The following is an 18,711-nucleotide window of genomic DNA, read 5'->3' as shown; positions in this document are numbered from 1 at the left end:
ATCCGGCGACCAGGTGCAGTTAAACAGTCGGTAAACCTGTAAAAACACCTTGTTCCCGATTGTATAGATTAATAACCACAGTCAGGGTTTCAGCTTGTGTATCTTCAGAAATATTCTGGATAACATAATATTTTATCTCTTTTTTCATTAGTGACTGATCGACTAATGTAAGCAGGCTGTCATTGATATTTCCGGTGACTGTGATGGTTTCTACAAACTGATACCCGCCATATTGTATTTCAGGTTGAGAAATCAGCTCAGGGGCTGCGTTTACTGATAATGTTGGTGTGGATAATATCAGTGCTAGTGCAATACGTTTAATCATCAGATAACTCAAGGGTCTATAATGCTGAACTTTAAGAGTTAAACTTTGCCACGGTTATTTTTTATAATGTCAGGGTACAGTTAAATTCCGATGGCTGGGGGCTGTATTTTCCAGTTAATAATTACGGGCAAGTCAGTGTTTTAACGGAGCGATGCTTAACCTAATTGTTCTTCGGCTATTGGTGGTTTTCATAAAGCTTTTCTAGTGCAACGGATAAGCCATTCCCAGCCACAATGCGAATATGGCTTTTATTGAGGTCTCTGGCATGTGTGACGCCACATGAATGGGCAATTAATCCCAACCCGTAAATTATGTGCTTGTTATAGTTAGCCACCCGCTGAGTTTTGTCTTTTACGTTCAAGCCCTGCTGTAACCGTTTGTTGTGGGTGGTGATCCCGGTTGGGCAGGTGTCTTTGTTACATTGCATTGCCTGGATGCATCCTAATGCAAACATATATCCACGAGCTGAAACGATAAAGTCTGCGCCTAATGCAATAGCCCAGGCAACTTGTTAACACTTAAAGTCATGAAATTAATTATAATCACCCCCATCAGTCGATATCGTAATAGTAGTTTAGGAAAAGCAGAAGGTGATTAAATTTTAAATGAATAAGGGCACTGGCCATGCCCTATAGTTTAGCTGGCTGATCTTAGGGGAGGTTGTTGAATATGACGGTTAAGCCGTTGCTGCGTGTTGCTCTGCGCCTCGTAGCATGGCATGGATTAACTCATTTGCTTCGAATTTCGTCAACGCTTCATGAGCACCAACCTGATGAGCCTGAGATACGCTGATTTCACTTGAGAGAGAAGTATGCAGAATAATGTAAATAGTGTTCAGTTTTTCGTTATTCTGAACCTCAAAAGCCAATTCGTAGCCATCCAAGCCAGGCATTTCGATATCGCTGACAAGAATATCAAAGGGTTCACCAGCTTCAGCGGCTCGTTTCATCATATTCAGAGCATCCAGACCATTAGTGGCAATGAAATACGGAATGCTGATGCTATCTAAAGCTTGTGATAGCTGACGTCTGGCAACAGCAGAATCATCAACAAGAAGAATTTTCAACGGTCGTAGAATTTCCCGTTCAACATCCGTTAATACCGGATGCAAGCTATCTGGATCGGCGGGGAAGATTTTTGACATCAGCAATTCAACATCAAGTAACTGAACCAGCTTGTCCTCGACTTTGGTGATACCAGTGACGTATACGTTATTGCCGAGAGAGGCTGGTGGGGCATCGATATCATGCCAGTTACATTCGGTTATTTTATTGATCCCACGGACCAGAAAACCAACCAGCTTACGTTGACAGTCAGTGATGATGATATAGCACTTTTTAATTTCATCGTTACTGAGTGGCGGATAACCAACGGCCTTAGCCATATCGATCACTGGCAGAGTGACTCCCCTCAAACTCGCTGCCCCTAATACCGTAGCATGAGAATGAGGTATTGCAGTGAGTTTTGTATAGGGAACGATCTCTTTAACCTTGAGGGTACCAATAGCAAAAGACTGGTTTTGAGTGAGCTGAAAAAGCAACATGCCCTGAGACTGATTGGTTGCGCTTTTAATCATTTTTCGATCCCTTATTTACAAGCTAACAGCATACACGATGCGTTGAATATAACACTTTGAAGCATAGTAACCTTTTAAAACCTGTATAGGAATTAGGGGTATCAACTTTCTGATTATTTGTCATTGGTAATAGGTCTGCTGCCGGTAGATTTTCTTTGTGAAATATCCTCAGCAAGCATTCATCTCGGATTGGCATCTGGGATGCACAATTGGGATGAGGGTGCGAAAAACAGCAGAAGATTGAGATCTTATTGCATTATTCGTACAACACACATCTAAGATCTTTAATTATTTTTCGCGAAGGAAAAAAACATCGTTAACACTAGTGAAGCATTAGCAAGTCAATTGATATTTGTTTAACTGACTGTGATTAAAAGCAGTTCTGTATTAAGAGAAATTATAAAGGCGAATGCATATCAGGGCTTACAAATATTGAGCCTGAGCTAATGTGAATTGCAGATCCTTACTGTGAAGTAAAGGTGGCAATTGATGTTTTTATTGACCAATACGTGGAGAACAAAAATGCAAAAAGGATTGAATCTGAGCAAACTGGCCGGCGTGGTTACCGCAGTATTAATGGCCGGGGTAGCTTCTACAGCCCAAGCAGCGCCGACTCATGATAAAAATGTGATTGGCTATCTTACCCAGTGGGAAGCATGGAAAGGCACTAACGAAGGTTTCAGCGTTAAGGGAGAAGCGACACACCTGAATGTCAATATGGATATTTATTCCATACTCAATTTTTCATTTTTCGGTGTAGCGAAAGATGGCTCGCTACACAGTGGCGATTTGCGTAATAAGAGCATCTATCAATCTACAGCGGTGCAAGAACCAGGTCCGTTACTGCATCCTGATGTTTACTCAAGCTGGGATTTTCATATTTTGTGGGGGGAGTTGGAATACATTAACCAGTATCCAGTTAATGAACCCTGGGATGCAGAAAACTATCGTAAAGTGCAGGAGCAGGGCTTCGTAAAAAATGGTAGTGGTTGGTTACATCAACCGACAGGGATTACCGGTCAGTACCCGATCCCTTTGAAAAAAGCCGGCGGCGCTCCGGGGTTAATTGGTTTGGCACATCAAAAAGGGGTCAAGGTAATGGCCTCGTTAGGTGGTTGGAGTATGTCGAAGCATTTCCCAGAAATGGCTAGTGATCCCGTCAAGAAGGCCCGCTTCCTTGCCGATGTCGACAAGCTGATGGCCTTGGGTTTTGACGGTATCGATATTGACTGGGAATTCCCCGGAAGTGGCGGTATGAACTTCGCGGGAAGTCCGACAGACTTTGCTGACTTTGAGCTGTTGATGGAAGACATCCGCCAGCAGATTGGGCCGAACAAACTGCTAACCGCAGCTTTCTCGGCTGCGCCGTCAAAACTCGAAGGTTATAACTGGTCACGTCTTGTTGCTTCCATGGATTATTTCAACATGATGACCTATGACCTTAACGGAGGGTGGTCAAACGTAGCTGGCCATAATTCGCCGCTTTATGCTTATCCAGAAGAAGAGTATGCCGAATTTAACCTGGACTACCTGCGTAGCTGGATGGCAGCTAAAGGGGTTCCGTCAAATAAAATCAACTTTGGTGCCGCGTTCTATGGCCGAGGTGTCCAGACCACTGAACCTGTGGCTTATGTAGGTGCCCCGACAGATAAACGAACAGTGAACTTTAGTGTTGACGGCCCGACAAGTTCGTCCGTTGATCTGGATAACTGGAAAGTATTCGAAGGCCAGCCAAACTATAACTATATTATTAAGCAGCCGGGGTGGGAGCACAAATGGGACGTCAATGCTGAAGTGCCTTATGCGGTTAAAGGGAAATACTTCCTAAGTTATGATGATGTACCCGCTATCGAGAAGAAAGCACAGTACATTGTTGACAATAATCTGGGCGGCGTAATTGTTTGGCAGGTTCACGGCGATATTAAGTGCGAAGGCACCTTTATTAATCGTGGTCCCATGTTAAAAGAATGTACCAAGTTGAGTTCTCCACTTGCAGAAACTATTGATCGTGTCTTCAGCGCTGGCACGGTAGTAAACAATACGCCAGTTTTAACCGTGCCTGGTGCTCAAGCGGCAAATTCCGGTCAGGTGATCAGCTTTATTGTCTCGGCCACAGACGCAGATGCTGATCCACTTACATTTACAGCAGTTAACGCAACGGTTATCGATAACGGTAATGGTAGTGCCACAGTAACCTATAAAGCGCCAAATACAGCCTCTGACTTGAATGAAGTGGTAACCGTCAAGGTGACCGATGGTCGCAAGAGTGTCACTAAAGACGTTGTTGTAAATGTTAAAGGCTCAGGTGTTGTTGAAAACAGCGCACCGGTCTTAACCGTTCCTGCAACGGTTATGGCCAATAGCGGCCAAGAAGTGGTTATAGCTGTATCTGCACAAGATGCTGACAATGATCTACTGACCTATAGTGCGTCAACTGGCACGATAAAGGTTACCGCAGCAGGGGCTGATATTGTCTTTATGGCGCCAGTCATTCAAACAGATACGACCGTTGATGTTGTGGTTACGGTGACAGATGGTCAGGCAACTGATTCTGCAACAGTTGTGGTAACGGTGAACGTTGCTGGCACTGATGCGTGGGATGCCAATATTGTCTATAACACAGGTGACCGTGTTGTCGTTAATGGCGTGACATATGAAGCCAAGCATTGGACCAAGGGCGATAACCCAGAGCAAAGTGGTCCATGGGGTGCCTGGAAAAGAGTGTAATTGATTAAATTTTGCCATTAATCAATAGCCGCCTTCTCAGAAGGCGGCTTTATTATTTCTGAAAGTATGCATTTCTGTTAATCGCATGAGGTAGTTGCAAGGCAGGAAAAGTTGACCAGTCACCGCTATAGTTAAGGGGTAGTGGTGAGTTGTTCAGAAAAGGTGGATGGATATGGAATTGCGAAATAAAGCAGGAGAAATCGCCAAACTGGCTGATAATCTCACATTAAAAGAGATTGTAGATATGGGATTTTCAGTGGACATTTGTGATGAAAGTTATGACGCCAATGAACATTGGACAGTCAACAAGCATAAATCGGATAATCAGCAGAACACCCACCAAAGTGAAGATAGCTAGGCTTTCTTAGTATGTGGATTTTGTTGTGTTCAGCGCTATTTAGAGGAAAAAGCCGACCAAGTCGGCTTTTTGAATAAAAAGCAAAACGACACAGAATATGATTTTACAGTTGTGAGTGTTAAGTGTGCGGGTTGATCGTTAACCGTTCAGTCGGATGATCTTTTTGTGCGTAATGTCACACTTTAAAAATGAGCACTTTATTTCAATGAGTTATCTGCCATCATAACGTCAGTTCGATGCAAAACACCTCTCTGGTTATAAAAATCAGTATCTATGCGGGCATCGTATAATGGCTATTACTCCAGCCTTCCAAGCTGATAATGCGGGTTCGATTCCCGCTGCCCGCTCCAGCTTTTATAAGACTCCATATTATCATGTTGAATTAAAGCGCTTAAGAGCGTTTTTGTTGTTTTTAACGTTTGTAAAAAATCGACCAGACCCTTCCGAACTGCTGTTTGTTGATCATCATGAACCAAAATTTCAGCCTTACTCTCAACGGACAGAAGCAATTCCCATAAGTCACTGTTTATACTTATGCCCTCTTTATGGACATGAGAAAAGATGGTAAATTTTACCAAATAACGAATATCGATTAATAAAGGTAAAAATATGATTTCTAAGTGGGCAGTGCGCTTTTCTCAAATGGCCGAATTGGTAGGTTCCTGGAGTAAAGATCCATCAACACAAGTGGGTGCTGTGATCACGAAAGGCAACCGTATCGTTTCGGTTGGATTCAATGGTTATCCGCATGGTATTTCAGATAGCGCTGATACGGATGATCGCGAGATGAAACTGCTAAAAACCCTTCATGCGGAAGAGAATGCGATCTTGTTTGCCAAGCGTGACTTGGCGGGCTGTGAGCTCTGGGTAACGCATTTCCCTTGTCCTAACTGTGCGGCCAAAATCATTCAAACCGAGATTTCGACGGTACACTGCCCTGAGCAGGGACAAGATTTTCTTTCTCGTTGGGGTGATAAGATCAAGGTCAGCCAAGACATGTTCACTCAGGCTGGCGTTACTGTTAATTGGTTGCCGCTTGAAGAGCTGTCAAAACAGTAAATACGACTTCATTTAGTCTTATGTCTTTATTGAATGTTGTTTTTTGATCAGCCTGAAACAAGAATAATCAGTAATAAAAACCGGCATTCAGCCGGATTTTATTAGAGTTAATTGATGGAAATGCAAAAGAGCAAGGTTATTGGCGAATACCTTCAACATGAATTTCCAGATCAGCATAGCTCGCAGGGCCCATAACCTGAATACCGAAGTCTTTCAGTTCGATGCGAGTTGTGCCGGTAAAACCTGCACGGTAGCCACCCCAAGGATCATTACCTTCACCGATGAACTGGGCATCAATAGTGATGGGTTTGGTTTGACCATGAAGTGTCAGTTCACCATTGATAGCCATTTCACCGTTGCCCTTTGGCGTGACGCTGGTACTGGTAAAGGTTGCTGTCGAGTATTTCTGAACGTTAAGGAAGTCATCGCTGCGTACGTGTTTGTCACGCTCTGCATGGTTGGTGTCGAAGCTGCTGGTATCAACATTCACCTTTACCTTAGAATCAGAGATGTTCATTGGATCATAGCTGAATTCACCATCAAAAGTATTGAAGCGTCCTTTGATCCAGCTATAACCCAAGTGATTGACTTTCAGGTTAATAGAAGCGTGAGCACCTTGAGTATCAATCGCATAGTCTGCAGCTGATGAAACGGATGGAACCGAAATCGCAGTTAGAAAGCCTAGCGCTAATAGGTGTTTATTCATGTTTACTTTACTCCCAACATTTTTTTCAATGTATTGTCTTTGTTTATAAAGTGATGCTTTAAAGCAGCAAGTGCATGTACAGCAGCCAGTCCGATAAGACTGAATGCTAGGTAATAATGAATTTCTCCGGCAATATCTGACTGGTTTGGGAACAGCTCTCCCAGAGCTGGGATCGAGAACCAGTTGAATACCGCGATTTCACGTCCGTCAGCGGTAGAGATCAGGTAGCCTGAGATAAAGAGTCCAAAGAGCAAGAGGTAAATCACACCGTGAGCCAGTTTCGCTCCCAAGATCTCCCAACTGGCACCTTCAATAGGTGGGTGTCCTTTTAAGTACTTCCAGCTCAGGCGGAAGAGAGTCGCAAAAGCCAGACACAAGCCAACCGACTTATGCCAGTGCGGTACGGGTTTGTACCACTGTGAATAGTAGTTGAGGTCAACCATCCATAACCCAACAGCAAACAAGCCGATAATCACAATGGCTGATAGCCAGTGGATAGTGATAGACAGCCAGTCGTAATTATTTGGTGTGTTTTTCATTGCTAACGTTATGTCTTATCAATCCAGAATAATAAACATTTTAGTTTAAATTCTGGCAGATAAAACCGGGAGAAGCCGAACAAGTTCATCAAATAATTTGAATGAACATATAGCCACATAGCCACACTACCTCAAGATACGAGATTCAGAGCTTCCTCTGGGAACTCAATTCGAATGAAATGTATGTAGGAATGACATTTCCTTTCAAACACATTTTGTGAAGAAATGATTTTAGCTCCAGGTTACTTTTATTTGATCGGGTAATTTTTTATCCCTAATATTACATCATTTATAATGAACTTTATTTAAAAGTAAAAGGCTAAGCCATGCATGAGATTATGAATAAATCATTGGTATCTTTTTTCTGTAAACCATCAGATACCTCCTTAGAAATCTCTAATCCGGCAACAGGTGAAGTGATCGGTCATATTCCGACACAGTCTGAATCTGAAATTATATCAGCGATTGAAAAATCTCATACTGCGCAACGAAGATGGGCGAAAACGACCGCGAAAGAGAAAGCGAAGGTTCTCCTGCGTTGGTATAAACTGGTGATGGAAAATCAAGCCGATTTAGCGAGTATTATGACTCAGGAGCAGGGTAAGCCGTTGGCTGAATCCGCTGGTGAAGTTGCCTACGGTGCATCCTTTATTGAATGGTTTGCAGAAGAAGGCAAGCGTACATATGGCGATGTGATACCAGCCCCGGCAAGTGACCGTCGTGTGGTTACTATCAAGCAACCTATCGGGGTAGCCGCGGCCATTACGCCATGGAATTTCCCTCTTGCAATGATCACCCGAAAAGCGGCTCCGGCACTGGCTGCAGGGTGTAGCTTTATTGTTAAACCTGCCAACCAAACTCCGTTATCTGCTTATGCGCTGGCCGAATTGGCTGAACAAGCAGGGTTACCCGATGGTTTGCTGCAAGTTGTGGTCAATCACTCATCAAAAATGGTTGGTGATGAATTTTGTCGTAATCCGTTGATTCGAAAGCTCTCGTTTACCGGTTCTACTGCCGTAGGCCGACAGTTGATGATGCAGTGTGCCGATACAGTGAAGCGGACCTCAATGGAGCTCGGTGGCAATGCGCCGTTTATTGTCTTTGACAATGCCGATGTTGATAAAGCCGTACAAGGTGCAATAGCCTCGAAGTTCCGTAATGCAGGGCAGACCTGTGTTTGTGCGAATCGTTTTTACATTCATGACGCAGTGTATGATGAATTTGTAGAAAAATTCGTTGCTGGGGTAAAGGTACTTAAAATTGGCAATGGATTAGATACCGGCGTTAACATTGGTCCGATCATTGACCAGGATGCCAAGAATAACATCAACGACTTGATCCAACGCACGGTTGATCAAGGTGCCAAAATTGCTGTTGGCGGTACGCCGTTAGATGGCCTTTTCATCGATCCGACGGTATTGATAGATGTCTGCCAGGATATGGACATTGTCCAACAGGAAATTTTTGGTCCTGTGGCACCGCTGATCCGCTTTAGTCATGATGAGGAGCTGATCGCTATGGCCAACGATACTATTTATGGTCTGGCATCATATTTCTATAGTAAAGATATCAATCGTATATGGACTGTGGCTGAAGCATTGGAATTCGGTATGGTTGGTATTAACGAGGGCATTATCTCAACCGAGGTCGCACCTTTCGGCGGAGTGAAGCAGTCTGGCATCGGACGTGAAGGGGGTAAGCAGGGAATTGATGAATATATGGCCGTGAAATACCTCTGCTTTGGAAACATTAATTAACTATATAACATACCCATGAAACCTAAATAGCCATCATGGTTGAAATTTCAAGTGGTTTGGCATATACCAAACCACTTTTTTTATCAGGCTGATGGAAGAGTTGATTTTTCAAGACCCGACAATCAGATGTTATCGCAATATATTGTTTTCGTGACGCCAATCCATGATGGTCCATTCATGCATTTGTGCATGCAGGGCAAGAGCCGGATCAGGATTTACCGCAAAAGGGCGGTCAACAGCGTCTAGCATTGGAAGATCATTGATCGAATCGCTGTATCCATAGATCCCCTTAAATTGTGTGTTATGTGCTTTCATCCATGCCTTCATTTTTATCACTTTTCCATTTTTATCACTTAACGTGCCTTTGGTGCTGCCAGTGAAAATACCATTGATAGTTTCAAGTTCAGTGGCAATAACGTGTTTGATATCTAACATCGTCGCGATCGGTTTAACTAAATGTTCACTGGCTGCCGAGATGATTAAAACTACATCCCCCCGTTTTTTATGCCATGCAATTCTAGCCAGAGCATCGGGATATAATGCAGGCTTAATATCTTGTTCAATGAATTCTACTACAAGCGTGTTGATCGCAGTTGTATCACGTCCGGCAAGAGGGGTAAGCGTGGCTTGCATGCAAGTATTCATATCCGATGGGCCTTTTACATCCCCTTTTATCAGATATTGTTCTTTTTCACGTAAAGTCGCAGGAACAAGACCTTTTTGAACAAGAAATGCATTCCATAAGCTGGCTGAATCTGCGGCGATTAATGTTTCGTCTAAATCAAAAATCGCTAAATAGGGTTGATTGTTCATCATAGGGCTATCAAATATCAAACTACTTTTCCTTGACGTATCGGTTTGTTTTTCTCTTTTGGTTACCGCTAGATTAAGCATGGAGTATGACATTTATTTTTCACTTTCATGTATTTTTGGCGTCAGAGATGGGTCAGCGGTGTTTATGGACGATAGCAATATGCGGTGAACGAACTTACCTATTGGGCCTGGATAAACGTCTAATTAATTCAGAATGTCGCAATTATGAAACACCCGATCTTAAAAAAAAGCGTTACTATAGCAACGTTATCGAGTCTTCCATCTGAATTCATACACTTTTTCGATAAAACACGGACCTAAACTAATATTTATTGCGATAACAAATATTAGTTATGATGTTAAATGTTGCGTACTTAAACTGATACATGATTAAAGAGTAACTTTGTGGGAAAAATACTAAGAGCAATAAGTGAGCTGGAGCAACATTTAATCTTATCAGATGACGATAGTTATAGTGTTGTTTATGACAGGTATGTCATGAAAAGCGCTTTTCAGCCGATTGTATCTTTGTCGGGCAAGTTATTTGGCTATGAGGCATTATTGCGGGTATTTGACGAGTCGGGAGATCAATTACTGACTGAGCCCTTTTTCACCTCAGAGCTTCTGACTGAGCGTGATCGAATAAATATCGATCGGCTTGCAAAAGTGATTCATTTACGTAATTTTTCTCGTTTCTCTTCTGGTGAGCGCTTATTTCTTAACATGAGCCCAGCAGCAGTGATTGATGCCGATACGCATATTCTGACCAAAAATACGTTGATCCCTCGTGTCATAGATTTAGGTTTATCTATAGATCAAATTTATTTTGAATTATTAGAGCACTCTTGTTCCAATGATGTCCGGTTAGTGCAATCCCTGCAAACTATGCGTCAACAGGGATTACGAATTGCCATTGATGATTACGGAGTCGGTGCCTCATCTGAATTACGCGTTCGTGAGGTAAAACCGGAGATTATTAAAATGGATAAAAGTCTGTTAGCTGAATACATCAATGGCGATCCGGGTAAATTGCTTAAGGCGATGGCATTGGCCAGAGAAATCGATGCAAGAGTATTGCTTGAAGGCGTTGAAGACCACGGTTGTTATCTAGCGGCTAAAGCGCTCGGTGTCGATTATATGCAAGGCTATTACATTGGTCGTCCTGAACTGGTGCAATGTTTGTCTATTGAGCCAGAGCGGGCTTATACCGATTAATGAATTGTACACTCCCGCCTTAAACCGGCGGGAGCGTAAAGTCTAGTGAGCAATGCCCCCCTGAGTCAGGTTTTCAGGAGCGAGCAATGCTTCGAGCTCGGCCCTGCTTAACTCCGTTTCTTCCTCTGCGACATCAATAATCGCACGTTGCTCGCTGTATGCTTTCTTCGCAATTTTTGCCGCTTCGAGATAGCCAATAACAGGGTTCAGCGCCGTGACAAGAATGGGGTTCTTGGCAAGTGCCCGCTGCAGATTGTCTTCACGTACGGTGAAACTGCTGATAGCTTTATCTGCCAGAACAACTGATACACTTGCCAGTAACTCAATGCTCTGAATTAAGTTGTGCGCAATGACCGGTAACATAACATTCAGCTGAAAGTTGCCTGATTGGCCAGCAATAGTGATCGTTGCGTCGTTACCAATAACTTGTGCGGCGACCATAGCCGCAGCTTCAGGGATCACCGGGTTCACTTTGCCGGGCATAATTGATGAACCGGGTTGCAATGCCTCCAGTTCAATTTCACCTAAACCGGCAAGAGGGCCGGAGTTCATCCAACGTAAATCATTGGTAATTTTCATGAACGCCACCGCCGCCGTTTTCAGCTGACCAGACAGGGCAACGATGGCATCTTGACTGCCGAGGTTATAAAAGAAGTTGTCGCTGGGGCCAAAGGGGATTTCGGTGGATATTGAAATGTTGTTGACAAAGATAGCGGAAAATTCAGGCTCGGCGTTAATACCAGTCCCGACTGCGGTTCCACCTTGTGCCAGTGCACAGGCATTATCTAAAGCGTAAATAATGCCTGCTTGTGCTTTTTCGAGCTGAGTTTTCCAACCTTGCAGTTCTTGACCTAGGGTCACAGGCATGGCATCCATTAAATGGGTGCGACCGGTTTTAGTAATATGGCCAACCTCGTCTGTTTTAGCGTCTAATACCTCAATGAGGTGGGCTAAAGCAGGGAATAGCTTGAAATGACAGGCTAGGGCAGCACTCACTTGAATTGCGGTAGGAATAACATCGTTACTGCTTTGCCCCATATTTACGTGATCATTGGGGCTGATGATCTGACCTGATTTCTTTGAGGCCAGAGTTGCAATGACTTCATTGGCATTCATGTTGGAACTGGTGCCTGAGCCGGTTTGGAAAATATCAATGGGGAATTGTTCTATATGATTTCCATCAATAATTTCCTGGCAGCTGTAGATAATCGCATGGGCTATATGGTGATCTAATAATTTCAACTCCAGGTTACTGCGAGCCGCTGCTTGCTTAATATAGGCCAGTGCTTTGATAAATTGTTCGGGCATGGTCATGCCGCTGATTGGGAAGTTATCAACGGCACGTTGTGTCTGGGCTTGGTAGAGTGCATCTTCTGGCACACGGACTTCGCCCATACTGTCTTTTTCAATCCGGTAATGTGAAGACATGATGTCGTTCCTTATCGTCAAGAGGTGCGCTGTAGCGAGTTTGGGTATTAGTCATGAAGCTGCTTGATTAGCGTTAAAAACAGCCTCGATGCTCGTCCAATGAGCGCATCAGGAAAGTCATAATCCGGGTTATGCAGCTCGGGGTGATCGACACCACTGCCTAAACAAAATAGTGCGCCAGGAGCTTGCCGCAAGAATTCCCCCATATCTTCTGACCATCGCATCGGTTCTGCTGGTGTGATAACGGGGTAGTTTAAGCTATTTGCTGTTTTTATCACTATATCGGTAGCGATGGGATCATTCACTGTTGCACTGAAAGGTTCGATCCAATCAATGTTCATTCCTAATTGATAGCTTTCAGCTTGTTTTTGCGCAAAATCCTGCAGGCTTTGTTTCATGTATTCTAAGGCGTAGTTGTTGTCACTGCGGATCGTTGCCATAACATCAGCACGGCCCGGCGCAGTACCAAAGCCCTCATTACCGACCTTTACATGCACAAGGGTGACTAGGCTGAACACATCTTCAAATGCTTCCGGCATCTGGTGGAGATAATCCATGATCCTCGCAACAGCAGGGGCCGGACTTCTGCCTTTTTCGGGTTTTGCCGCATGCGATGTTTTACCGAACAGCGTGATTTTCACGCCGATCGATGCACAGGCGAAAACACCGCTTTTGATAACGACAGAGCCTAACGGATGGCCCGGAAGGTTATGGTAGGCAAAAACATAATCGGGTCGCAAATCCTGGATTCGAGGGTCTTTCAACATCATTTTCGCCCCCTGCCCAATTTCTTCGGCTGGCTGGAATAACAGAATAACTCGGCCAGATGCTGGCGGGTGCTGGCTCAGTCGATTAGCAACGGCAAGCAGGGTGACTGTGTGACCATCATGACCACAGGCATGCATACAGCCATGATGACGAGAGGCGTGATCATGTTGGGCTTTTTCACTAATCGGCAAGGCGTCAAAATCAGCACGAAGCAGGGTAATTGGTCCTGGATTCTCACTTTTGATTTCAACTAAAATGCCGTGGCCGCCTATATTTGTTTTAGGTGTTAATCCGAATTTAAGGAGTTGGTCCGTAATTTCAGAGGCGGTTTTCTGTTCGTTGAGTGATAGTTCAGGGTAACGGTGGAGATGATGCCTGAAGCGTATTGGATCGAAATGAGTATCTCTATTCGCAGTCATATCATTGTTCAGTCGTCATTCGATTGCTTCACTTTACTCGGCCCACGTAGATTATTATGTGATCGATTTCACGATGATGTGTTATATCAATTGGCATATTCATCTGGCTTATCTGGAGAATTAGCAGCTCAGAGACCGAGATGATGCCATAAACGTGTTTGAGAAGTCGTATGAAAGTATTAAGGGCTAGTATGCGGTTTATTATATTGGTGAGTTTGATGGCGATAGCGCCAGTAGTGGCTGATCCTGTAGATTCTGCAGACGCACTGGTGTTGACTGTGCCCGAGGCAATGAAATTATTGCAGAGTGAAGGCTACTATGATTTTAGAAAAATCAAAGTGGAACGCGATGAATATGAAGTTGAAATCGAAGCCCGTAATAAAAGTGGCCAAAAAGTGGGGCTGGTAATGGACCTTTATACGGGCAAAGTTCTGGATGCTGAACTCGACTAAGTATCGCTATTGATCAGCATTGCACATGATTTCGCGGGTATTTTCAGGCTCTGCTTATCTCCCTTATTGTTACCATAATAAGGCGTCCCCTGAGCGTGAGAAACAGGCTGAATGAGCAGCACGTTTTGCATGCCAACTAAGTCACTATAGTTCCCTTCGGGCAAGTCAATGCTCACTTGCTGACTGCCTTTGTTGATCACCACCAGTCCTTTTGGGCCACGCGTAAATACCAGAAGATCATCACTGTGCTGGACAATTTCCATGGGTAGACCGTGCATTCGGTTATGAAAGTGAATCATATTGACCAGTATCGGATCACGCCAGCTATTATACCAGCGAGGCTGACCCGCTTTGTTTTTTATCCCGCTGGTATCAAGATCGGTGTAGATCAATGGCACGCCGCCATCCCGGCCCATGATATAACAATAAGCCAGACGTTCATCTTCTTCTGACATGACCTGATCAAGAAAGACATCGTTGTTCGGGATATCATGGGTGATGGCAAAGGTAATTGCTCTGTGGTTAGCGAGGGCATAACCAACTGAATATGGGTTAATAAGGGTTGCCATCGATGCATTGTGATTGAATACATCAGATACGGTGTGGAATAGCGGAAAATCATAGGCACCTAACTGGGTGTTTGCCAGGTAAGGCTTAAGAAAAAGTTCATACTCCTCCTTTGTGGCGCCGCCATCGGTAATGATCTCGCCAAAGATGTGCACACCTTCACTGATATCATCATCCCAGATTTGCCGAATGTGTTCTAATGTCATGTGTTTGGCGGCATCGATTCTGAAGCCTTTTATGCCTAATTGTTTTAATGCTGTGAGGTAAGACTTTTGTTGTTTAATTACATTTTTATTTGATTTTAATGTTGGCAGACCAGCATCTTTGACCCCACTACTGATTCGTCCGTGTTGAACTTGCCATGGATCTTTCCAGTTTTTAATAGGAAATGCGTTTACAAAATCACATTCCGTAAAAAGAGGCTGTGATAAATCGCCAAATATCTTGATAGATTCAAAATATTCTTCGCTATCGCTGTATTCCGAAAGTGTTTTTTTACATGGGTAATTCAGATCTTGTCTTTGTGCCGATTCGTTTGCCATGTGATTGAAGACAATATCTGCATAAGTATGTATCTCATGCCTTTTTAATGCATTCACCATTAATTTAAAATCAGTTGTATTACCCAATTGATTATCAATCACACGATAGTCTTGCGGCTGATATCGCTGCCACCATGGTGTGCCGTTGTCTGACCGGTATGATTTACAGGGAGGTGATACCAGAACGGCTTTGTAGCCTGCATCTGCTATAGCTTTAACGTTCTTTGTTACTTTGTTATATGGCCAGTCGAAGGCATGCAAGATAACATTAGTTGCATGTGAAGGCGCAGTGCCAGGTGAGTGTTTTGCTGTTAATAATGAAGCCATGCTTTTACTACCACGCTTTTTAAACTAATAGTCAACTGAATAAATAATATTCTGATTACCATCATTTGAACTCATCTCACCACCGATTTTATTGGTATGAGATCTGGGGGAGTAGCCTTGCTTAGCTGATATTTTCTAGCCTATATCAGAAAATCAATTTTTTATAATATTTTGTCCGTATGTATGCCGACTGATTTGCCTATAGTTACATCCTCAGTTACATCAGCGATCTCATTCCTTTGAAAACCAGCCACGAGAGTTTCATGTTCTGCTCTGAAAATTATCAAATTTCGTAATTACTCATCAGCATGCATTGCAATTCAATTCTCATTTGGTATGGCGATGTGGTATATATGTGTCTGAGTGCTTAAGTATCAACAAGGAGTGACACCATGGCTGGCGTTTTAGGAATGATTTTAGCAGGCGGTGAGGGCTCTCGTTTGCGCCCTTTAACAGATACACGGACCAAGCCTGCGGTTCCATTTGGTGGTAGTTACCGCCTGATTGACTTTGCTTTGAACAATTTTGTAAATGCTGATTTTCTAAAAATTTATGTTCTTACTCAGTTCAAATCTCAGTCTTTGTATGTCCATATGAAAAAAGGCTGGAATATTTCAGGTATTACCGACCGTTTTATTGATCCTGTTCCTGCTCAGATGCGCATGGGTAAGCGTTGGTATGACGGTACCGCCGATGCCATTTATCAGAACATTCGTTTCATTGAACTGGCGGAACCTGACCAAGTCTGCGTCTTTGGAAGTGATCACATCTATAAAATGGATGTGAAGCAGATGCTTGATTTCCATAAGGAAAAAGATGCGGAGCTAACGGTTTCAGCATTGCGTATGCCATTGAGTGAAGCCAGCGCATTCGGTGTTATTGAAGTGGATGAAAAAGGCTGCATGGTGGGTTTTGAAGAAAAACCGACCCAACCAAAATCCATTCCTGGCGATCCTGATCACGCATTGGTTTCAATGGGTAACTACATTTTTGAAGCGGATACATTATGTTCAGAATTGGAAGAAGATGCAATTAATGAAACGTCTAGTCACGACTTTGGCAAAGACATCATTCCTAAGCTTTTCCCGCAGGGTAAAGTGTTTGTTTATGATTTTAATACCAACATTATTCCGGGCGAGAAAAATAAAGGATACTGGCGCGATGTAGGTACGATTGAAGCGTACTGGCAAGCCCATATGGATCTGCTTTCAGCTGATGCTCAGTTCTCATTGTATAACCGTCAATGGCCGTTACATACGCATTACCCACCGCTACCACCTGCGACTATTTTAGATAGTGATGACTGCAAAGTAGATATTAATAACTGTATGATTTCAGCGGGGAGTTATATTCGAGGTGCGCAAATACATAAATCAGTCCTTGGTTTCCGTACCAATGTTGATTATTGCAGCATGATTTCTGAATCGGTTATTTTGGGTGATGTGAAGATTGGTTCAAATTGTTCAATTCGTCGTACGATCATCGATAAAGGCGCACAGATTGCCCCCGGTACAGTGATTGGTGAAAATCTTGAAGAAGACAGAAAGAAATATCACGTATCTGATGACGGTATTGTCGTGATCCCTAAAGGAGCAAAAATTGGCTTCTAACAAGAATGCGGTGTTAACAGTACCGCTTAAGATTTTATTTGTAGCCTCTGAGGTCGACGGTTTAGTGAAAACCGGCGGTCTTGCCGATGTAGTCAAGTCTTTGCCTGCTGCTTTAAGAGAAATGGGACATGATGTTCGAATTGTCATGCCATTTTATAAGACCGTAACTGGTCGTGATCATGCCGTTTCGCTACTGACCACTGAGCTATATGTTGAACCACAACCTGTTGCTGTCGGTTATAAGATCATGCAGCTAGCAAGTGGTGATGTGCCGGTTTATGCACTTGATGCTCCGCAGTATTTTGACCGTTCTGAGCTGTATGCTGAAAATAACCAAGCCTATGCTGATAATGGCGAGCGCTTTGCTTTCTTGAGCGCTGCCTCTTTGGATATGTGTGAAAAAGTCGATTTCCAGCCTGACTTTATTCACTGTAATGACTGGCATACCGGATTGGTGCCTTTTTTGCTCAAAACCCGTTATGCTCAGAGTGCATTTTTCGCACAAACGAAAAGTGTCATTACTATTCATAATGCGGTATTCAAAGGTGTTTTCAATTACGATCAGTACAGTTTGATCCCTGAGTTGATCCAACACCGTTACATCAATGCTGAAGTCGATCCCTCTCATATCAGTATGCTAAAAGCGGGTGTTGCTTATGCGGATAAAGTGAATGCAGTTAGCCCTACTTATGCGTCAGAATTACTGTCTTACTTAGGTGCTCAAGGTATGGAATCTGACTTCCAGAGCAGGTCCGGTGATCTCTATGGCATCGTGAATGGTTGTGATTATGGTGATTGGAACCCTGAAACTGACCCCTACATAAAGCAAAACTTTAAAGCAAATAAGGTCAGCCTGGCTCGCGGTAAAAAAGCGTGTAAGCGTGATTTACAGCAACAGGTTAATTTGCCTGTCGTTGATTTGCCGCTTTACGGTATGGTTTGTCGGCTGACAGAGCAGAAAGGTATTCATTACCTGATCCCTATCTTGAGCGATTTCCTCGTCAACGATGTTCAGATTGTGCTTGTCGGAACCGGTGACCCCAAGCTTGCCAGTGCACTGCGAGAAATCAGTGAAGCACATAAAGAGAAGTTTGCGTTTGTTGAAACCTACAGTAATCCGCTAGCGCATTGCGTTGAAGCCGCAGCTGACTTCTTTATGATGCCTTCAGAGTTTGAGCCTTGTGGTTTAAATCAGATGTACAGCTTAGCTTATGGTACGTTACCGATTGTACGAGCGGTGGGAGGATTGAAAGATACTGTTATCGATTATGATCAGACTCCGCAAGTGGCGACGGGCTTTACTTTTGAGCAGCCTACGCCAGAAGCACTGCTGATCAAGCTGCAGAGAAGTCTGTTACTTTATTGTCAGCAGCCTAAAGAGTTTAAGCGATTGCAGTTAAATGCGATGGCATGCAAATTTAGCTGGAAAGACTCGGCTGAACAATATCTGGCAATGTACTTAGGCTGTAGACAGACACTGGCGGCTGAAGTACTGCGTTCAGAAACCTGCGTTTGATTTGACT

17 protein-coding genes and 1 tRNA gene are annotated in these 18,711 nt (G+C 43.5%); 9 read left to right on the top strand and 9 right to left on the bottom strand.

Features of this window, described 5'->3' with window-relative positions:
- Window positions 1-19: 19 nt before the first annotated feature.
- The 3 genes from R3289_RS07545 to R3289_RS07535 form a co-directional block, all read right to left on the bottom strand.
- Complete coding sequence (locus tag R3289_RS07545; RefSeq protein ID WP_318924911.1) at window positions 20-325, bottom strand: hypothetical protein; 306 nt, start codon at window positions 323-325, stop codon at window positions 20-22.
- A 175-nt stretch (window positions 326-500) separates the two neighbouring features.
- Window positions 501-821 (bottom strand): glutamate synthase-related protein, encoded by a 321-nt coding sequence (locus tag R3289_RS07540; protein WP_318925034.1) that lies wholly within the window; start codon window positions 819-821, stop codon window positions 501-503.
- Window positions 822-1,001: 180 nt separating this feature from the next.
- Complete coding sequence (locus tag R3289_RS07535) at window positions 1,002-1,901, bottom strand: chemotaxis protein (protein WP_318924910.1); 900 nt, start codon at window positions 1,899-1,901, stop codon at window positions 1,002-1,004.
- A gap of 522 nt (window positions 1,902-2,423) precedes the next feature.
- Between R3289_RS07535 and R3289_RS07530 the strand changes: the two genes are divergently transcribed.
- The 4 genes from R3289_RS07530 to R3289_RS07515 all read left to right on the top strand — a co-directional run bounded on the left by R3289_RS07530 (window position 2,424) and on the right by R3289_RS07515 (window position 6,045).
- Entirely contained in the window at window positions 2,424-4,628 is a 2,205-nt protein-coding gene (locus tag R3289_RS07530; protein WP_318924909.1) for a glycosyl hydrolase family 18 protein, read from the top strand.
- 172 nt (window positions 4,629-4,800) lie between these two features.
- Window positions 4,801-4,986 (top strand): hypothetical protein, encoded by a 186-nt coding sequence (locus R3289_RS07525; RefSeq protein WP_318924908.1) that lies wholly within the window; start codon window positions 4,801-4,803, stop codon window positions 4,984-4,986.
- A 275-nt stretch (window positions 4,987-5,261) separates the two neighbouring features.
- Window positions 5,262-5,336 (top strand) — tRNA-Gly (locus tag R3289_RS07520).
- Window positions 5,337-5,595: 259 nt separating this feature from the next.
- Window positions 5,596-6,045 (top strand): cytidine/deoxycytidylate deaminase family protein, encoded by a 450-nt coding sequence (locus tag R3289_RS07515; RefSeq protein ID WP_318924907.1) that lies wholly within the window; start codon window positions 5,596-5,598, stop codon window positions 6,043-6,045.
- Between the two features lie 136 nt (window positions 6,046-6,181).
- Here the strand turns inward: R3289_RS07515 and R3289_RS07510 are convergent, their stop codons facing one another.
- The gene (locus tag R3289_RS07510) at window positions 6,182-6,751 is read right to left on the bottom strand and encodes a YceI family protein (protein WP_318924906.1); all 570 of its coding nucleotides are present in this window, start codon (window positions 6,749-6,751) and stop codon (window positions 6,182-6,184) included.
- 2 nt (window positions 6,752-6,753) lie between these two features.
- Window positions 6,754-7,290, bottom strand: a complete 537-nt coding sequence (locus R3289_RS07505; protein WP_318924905.1) for a cytochrome b — start codon at window positions 7,288-7,290, stop codon at window positions 6,754-6,756.
- A 326-nt stretch (window positions 7,291-7,616) separates the two neighbouring features.
- Here R3289_RS07505 and R3289_RS07500 point away from each other — a divergent pair, with 326 nt between their 5' ends.
- Window positions 7,617-9,047, top strand: a complete 1,431-nt coding sequence (locus R3289_RS07500; protein ID WP_318924904.1) for an NAD-dependent succinate-semialdehyde dehydrogenase — start codon at window positions 7,617-7,619, stop codon at window positions 9,045-9,047.
- 129 nt (window positions 9,048-9,176) lie between these two features.
- On the opposite strand, the gene R3289_RS07495 is transcribed toward R3289_RS07500, so the two are convergent.
- Window positions 9,177-9,953 (bottom strand): HAD family hydrolase, encoded by a 777-nt coding sequence (locus R3289_RS07495; RefSeq protein ID WP_318924903.1) that lies wholly within the window; start codon window positions 9,951-9,953, stop codon window positions 9,177-9,179.
- A 405-nt stretch (window positions 9,954-10,358) separates the two neighbouring features.
- On the opposite strand from R3289_RS07495, the gene R3289_RS07490 reads away from it, so the two are divergent.
- Window positions 10,359-11,075: an EAL domain-containing protein gene (locus R3289_RS07490; protein ID WP_318924902.1), complete on the top strand. Its 717-nt coding sequence runs from the start codon at window positions 10,359-10,361 to the stop codon at window positions 11,073-11,075.
- A 42-nt stretch (window positions 11,076-11,117) separates the two neighbouring features.
- Here the strand turns inward: R3289_RS07490 and R3289_RS07485 are convergent, their stop codons facing one another.
- On the bottom strand, window positions 11,118-12,503 hold the full coding sequence (locus R3289_RS07485) for a class II fumarate hydratase (protein WP_318924901.1): 1,386 nt from the start codon (window positions 12,501-12,503) through the stop codon (window positions 11,118-11,120).
- Between the two features lie 47 nt (window positions 12,504-12,550).
- Entirely contained in the window at window positions 12,551-13,690 is a 1,140-nt protein-coding gene (locus tag R3289_RS07480) for an amidohydrolase (RefSeq protein WP_318924900.1), read from the bottom strand.
- Window positions 13,691-13,860: 170 nt separating this feature from the next.
- On the opposite strand from R3289_RS07480, the gene R3289_RS07475 reads away from it, so the two are divergent.
- On the top strand, window positions 13,861-14,142 hold the full coding sequence (locus tag R3289_RS07475; RefSeq protein WP_318924899.1) for a PepSY domain-containing protein: 282 nt from the start codon (window positions 13,861-13,863) through the stop codon (window positions 14,140-14,142).
- On the opposite strand, the gene R3289_RS07470 is transcribed toward R3289_RS07475, so the two are convergent.
- Window positions 14,139-15,578, bottom strand: coding sequence for an alpha-amylase family glycosyl hydrolase (locus R3289_RS07470; protein ID WP_318924898.1), 1,440 nt, complete (start codon window positions 15,576-15,578; stop codon window positions 14,139-14,141). The genes R3289_RS07475 and R3289_RS07470 overlap by 4 nt on opposite strands.
- A 392-nt stretch (window positions 15,579-15,970) precedes the next feature.
- Between R3289_RS07470 and glgC the strand changes: the two genes are divergently transcribed.
- Together glgC and glgA are read left to right on the top strand one after the other, a co-directional pair.
- Window positions 15,971-17,188: a glucose-1-phosphate adenylyltransferase gene (glgC, locus tag R3289_RS07465; protein ID WP_318924897.1), complete on the top strand. Its 1,218-nt coding sequence runs from the start codon at window positions 15,971-15,973 to the stop codon at window positions 17,186-17,188.
- Window positions 17,189-17,198: 10 nt separating this feature from the next.
- Entirely contained in the window at window positions 17,199-18,704 is a 1,506-nt protein-coding gene (gene glgA / locus R3289_RS07460; RefSeq protein WP_413466687.1) for a glycogen synthase GlgA, read from the top strand.
- The last annotated feature ends 7 nt before the right edge of the window (window positions 18,705-18,711 follow it).

It is taken from the genome of Photobacterium sp. (genome assembly GCF_033720175.1).
Lineage (GTDB): Bacteria > Pseudomonadota > Gammaproteobacteria > Enterobacterales > Vibrionaceae > Photobacterium.
Note: the sequence above shows the minus strand (reverse complement) of the source record. Positions and strands in the feature narration are given on the sequence as shown.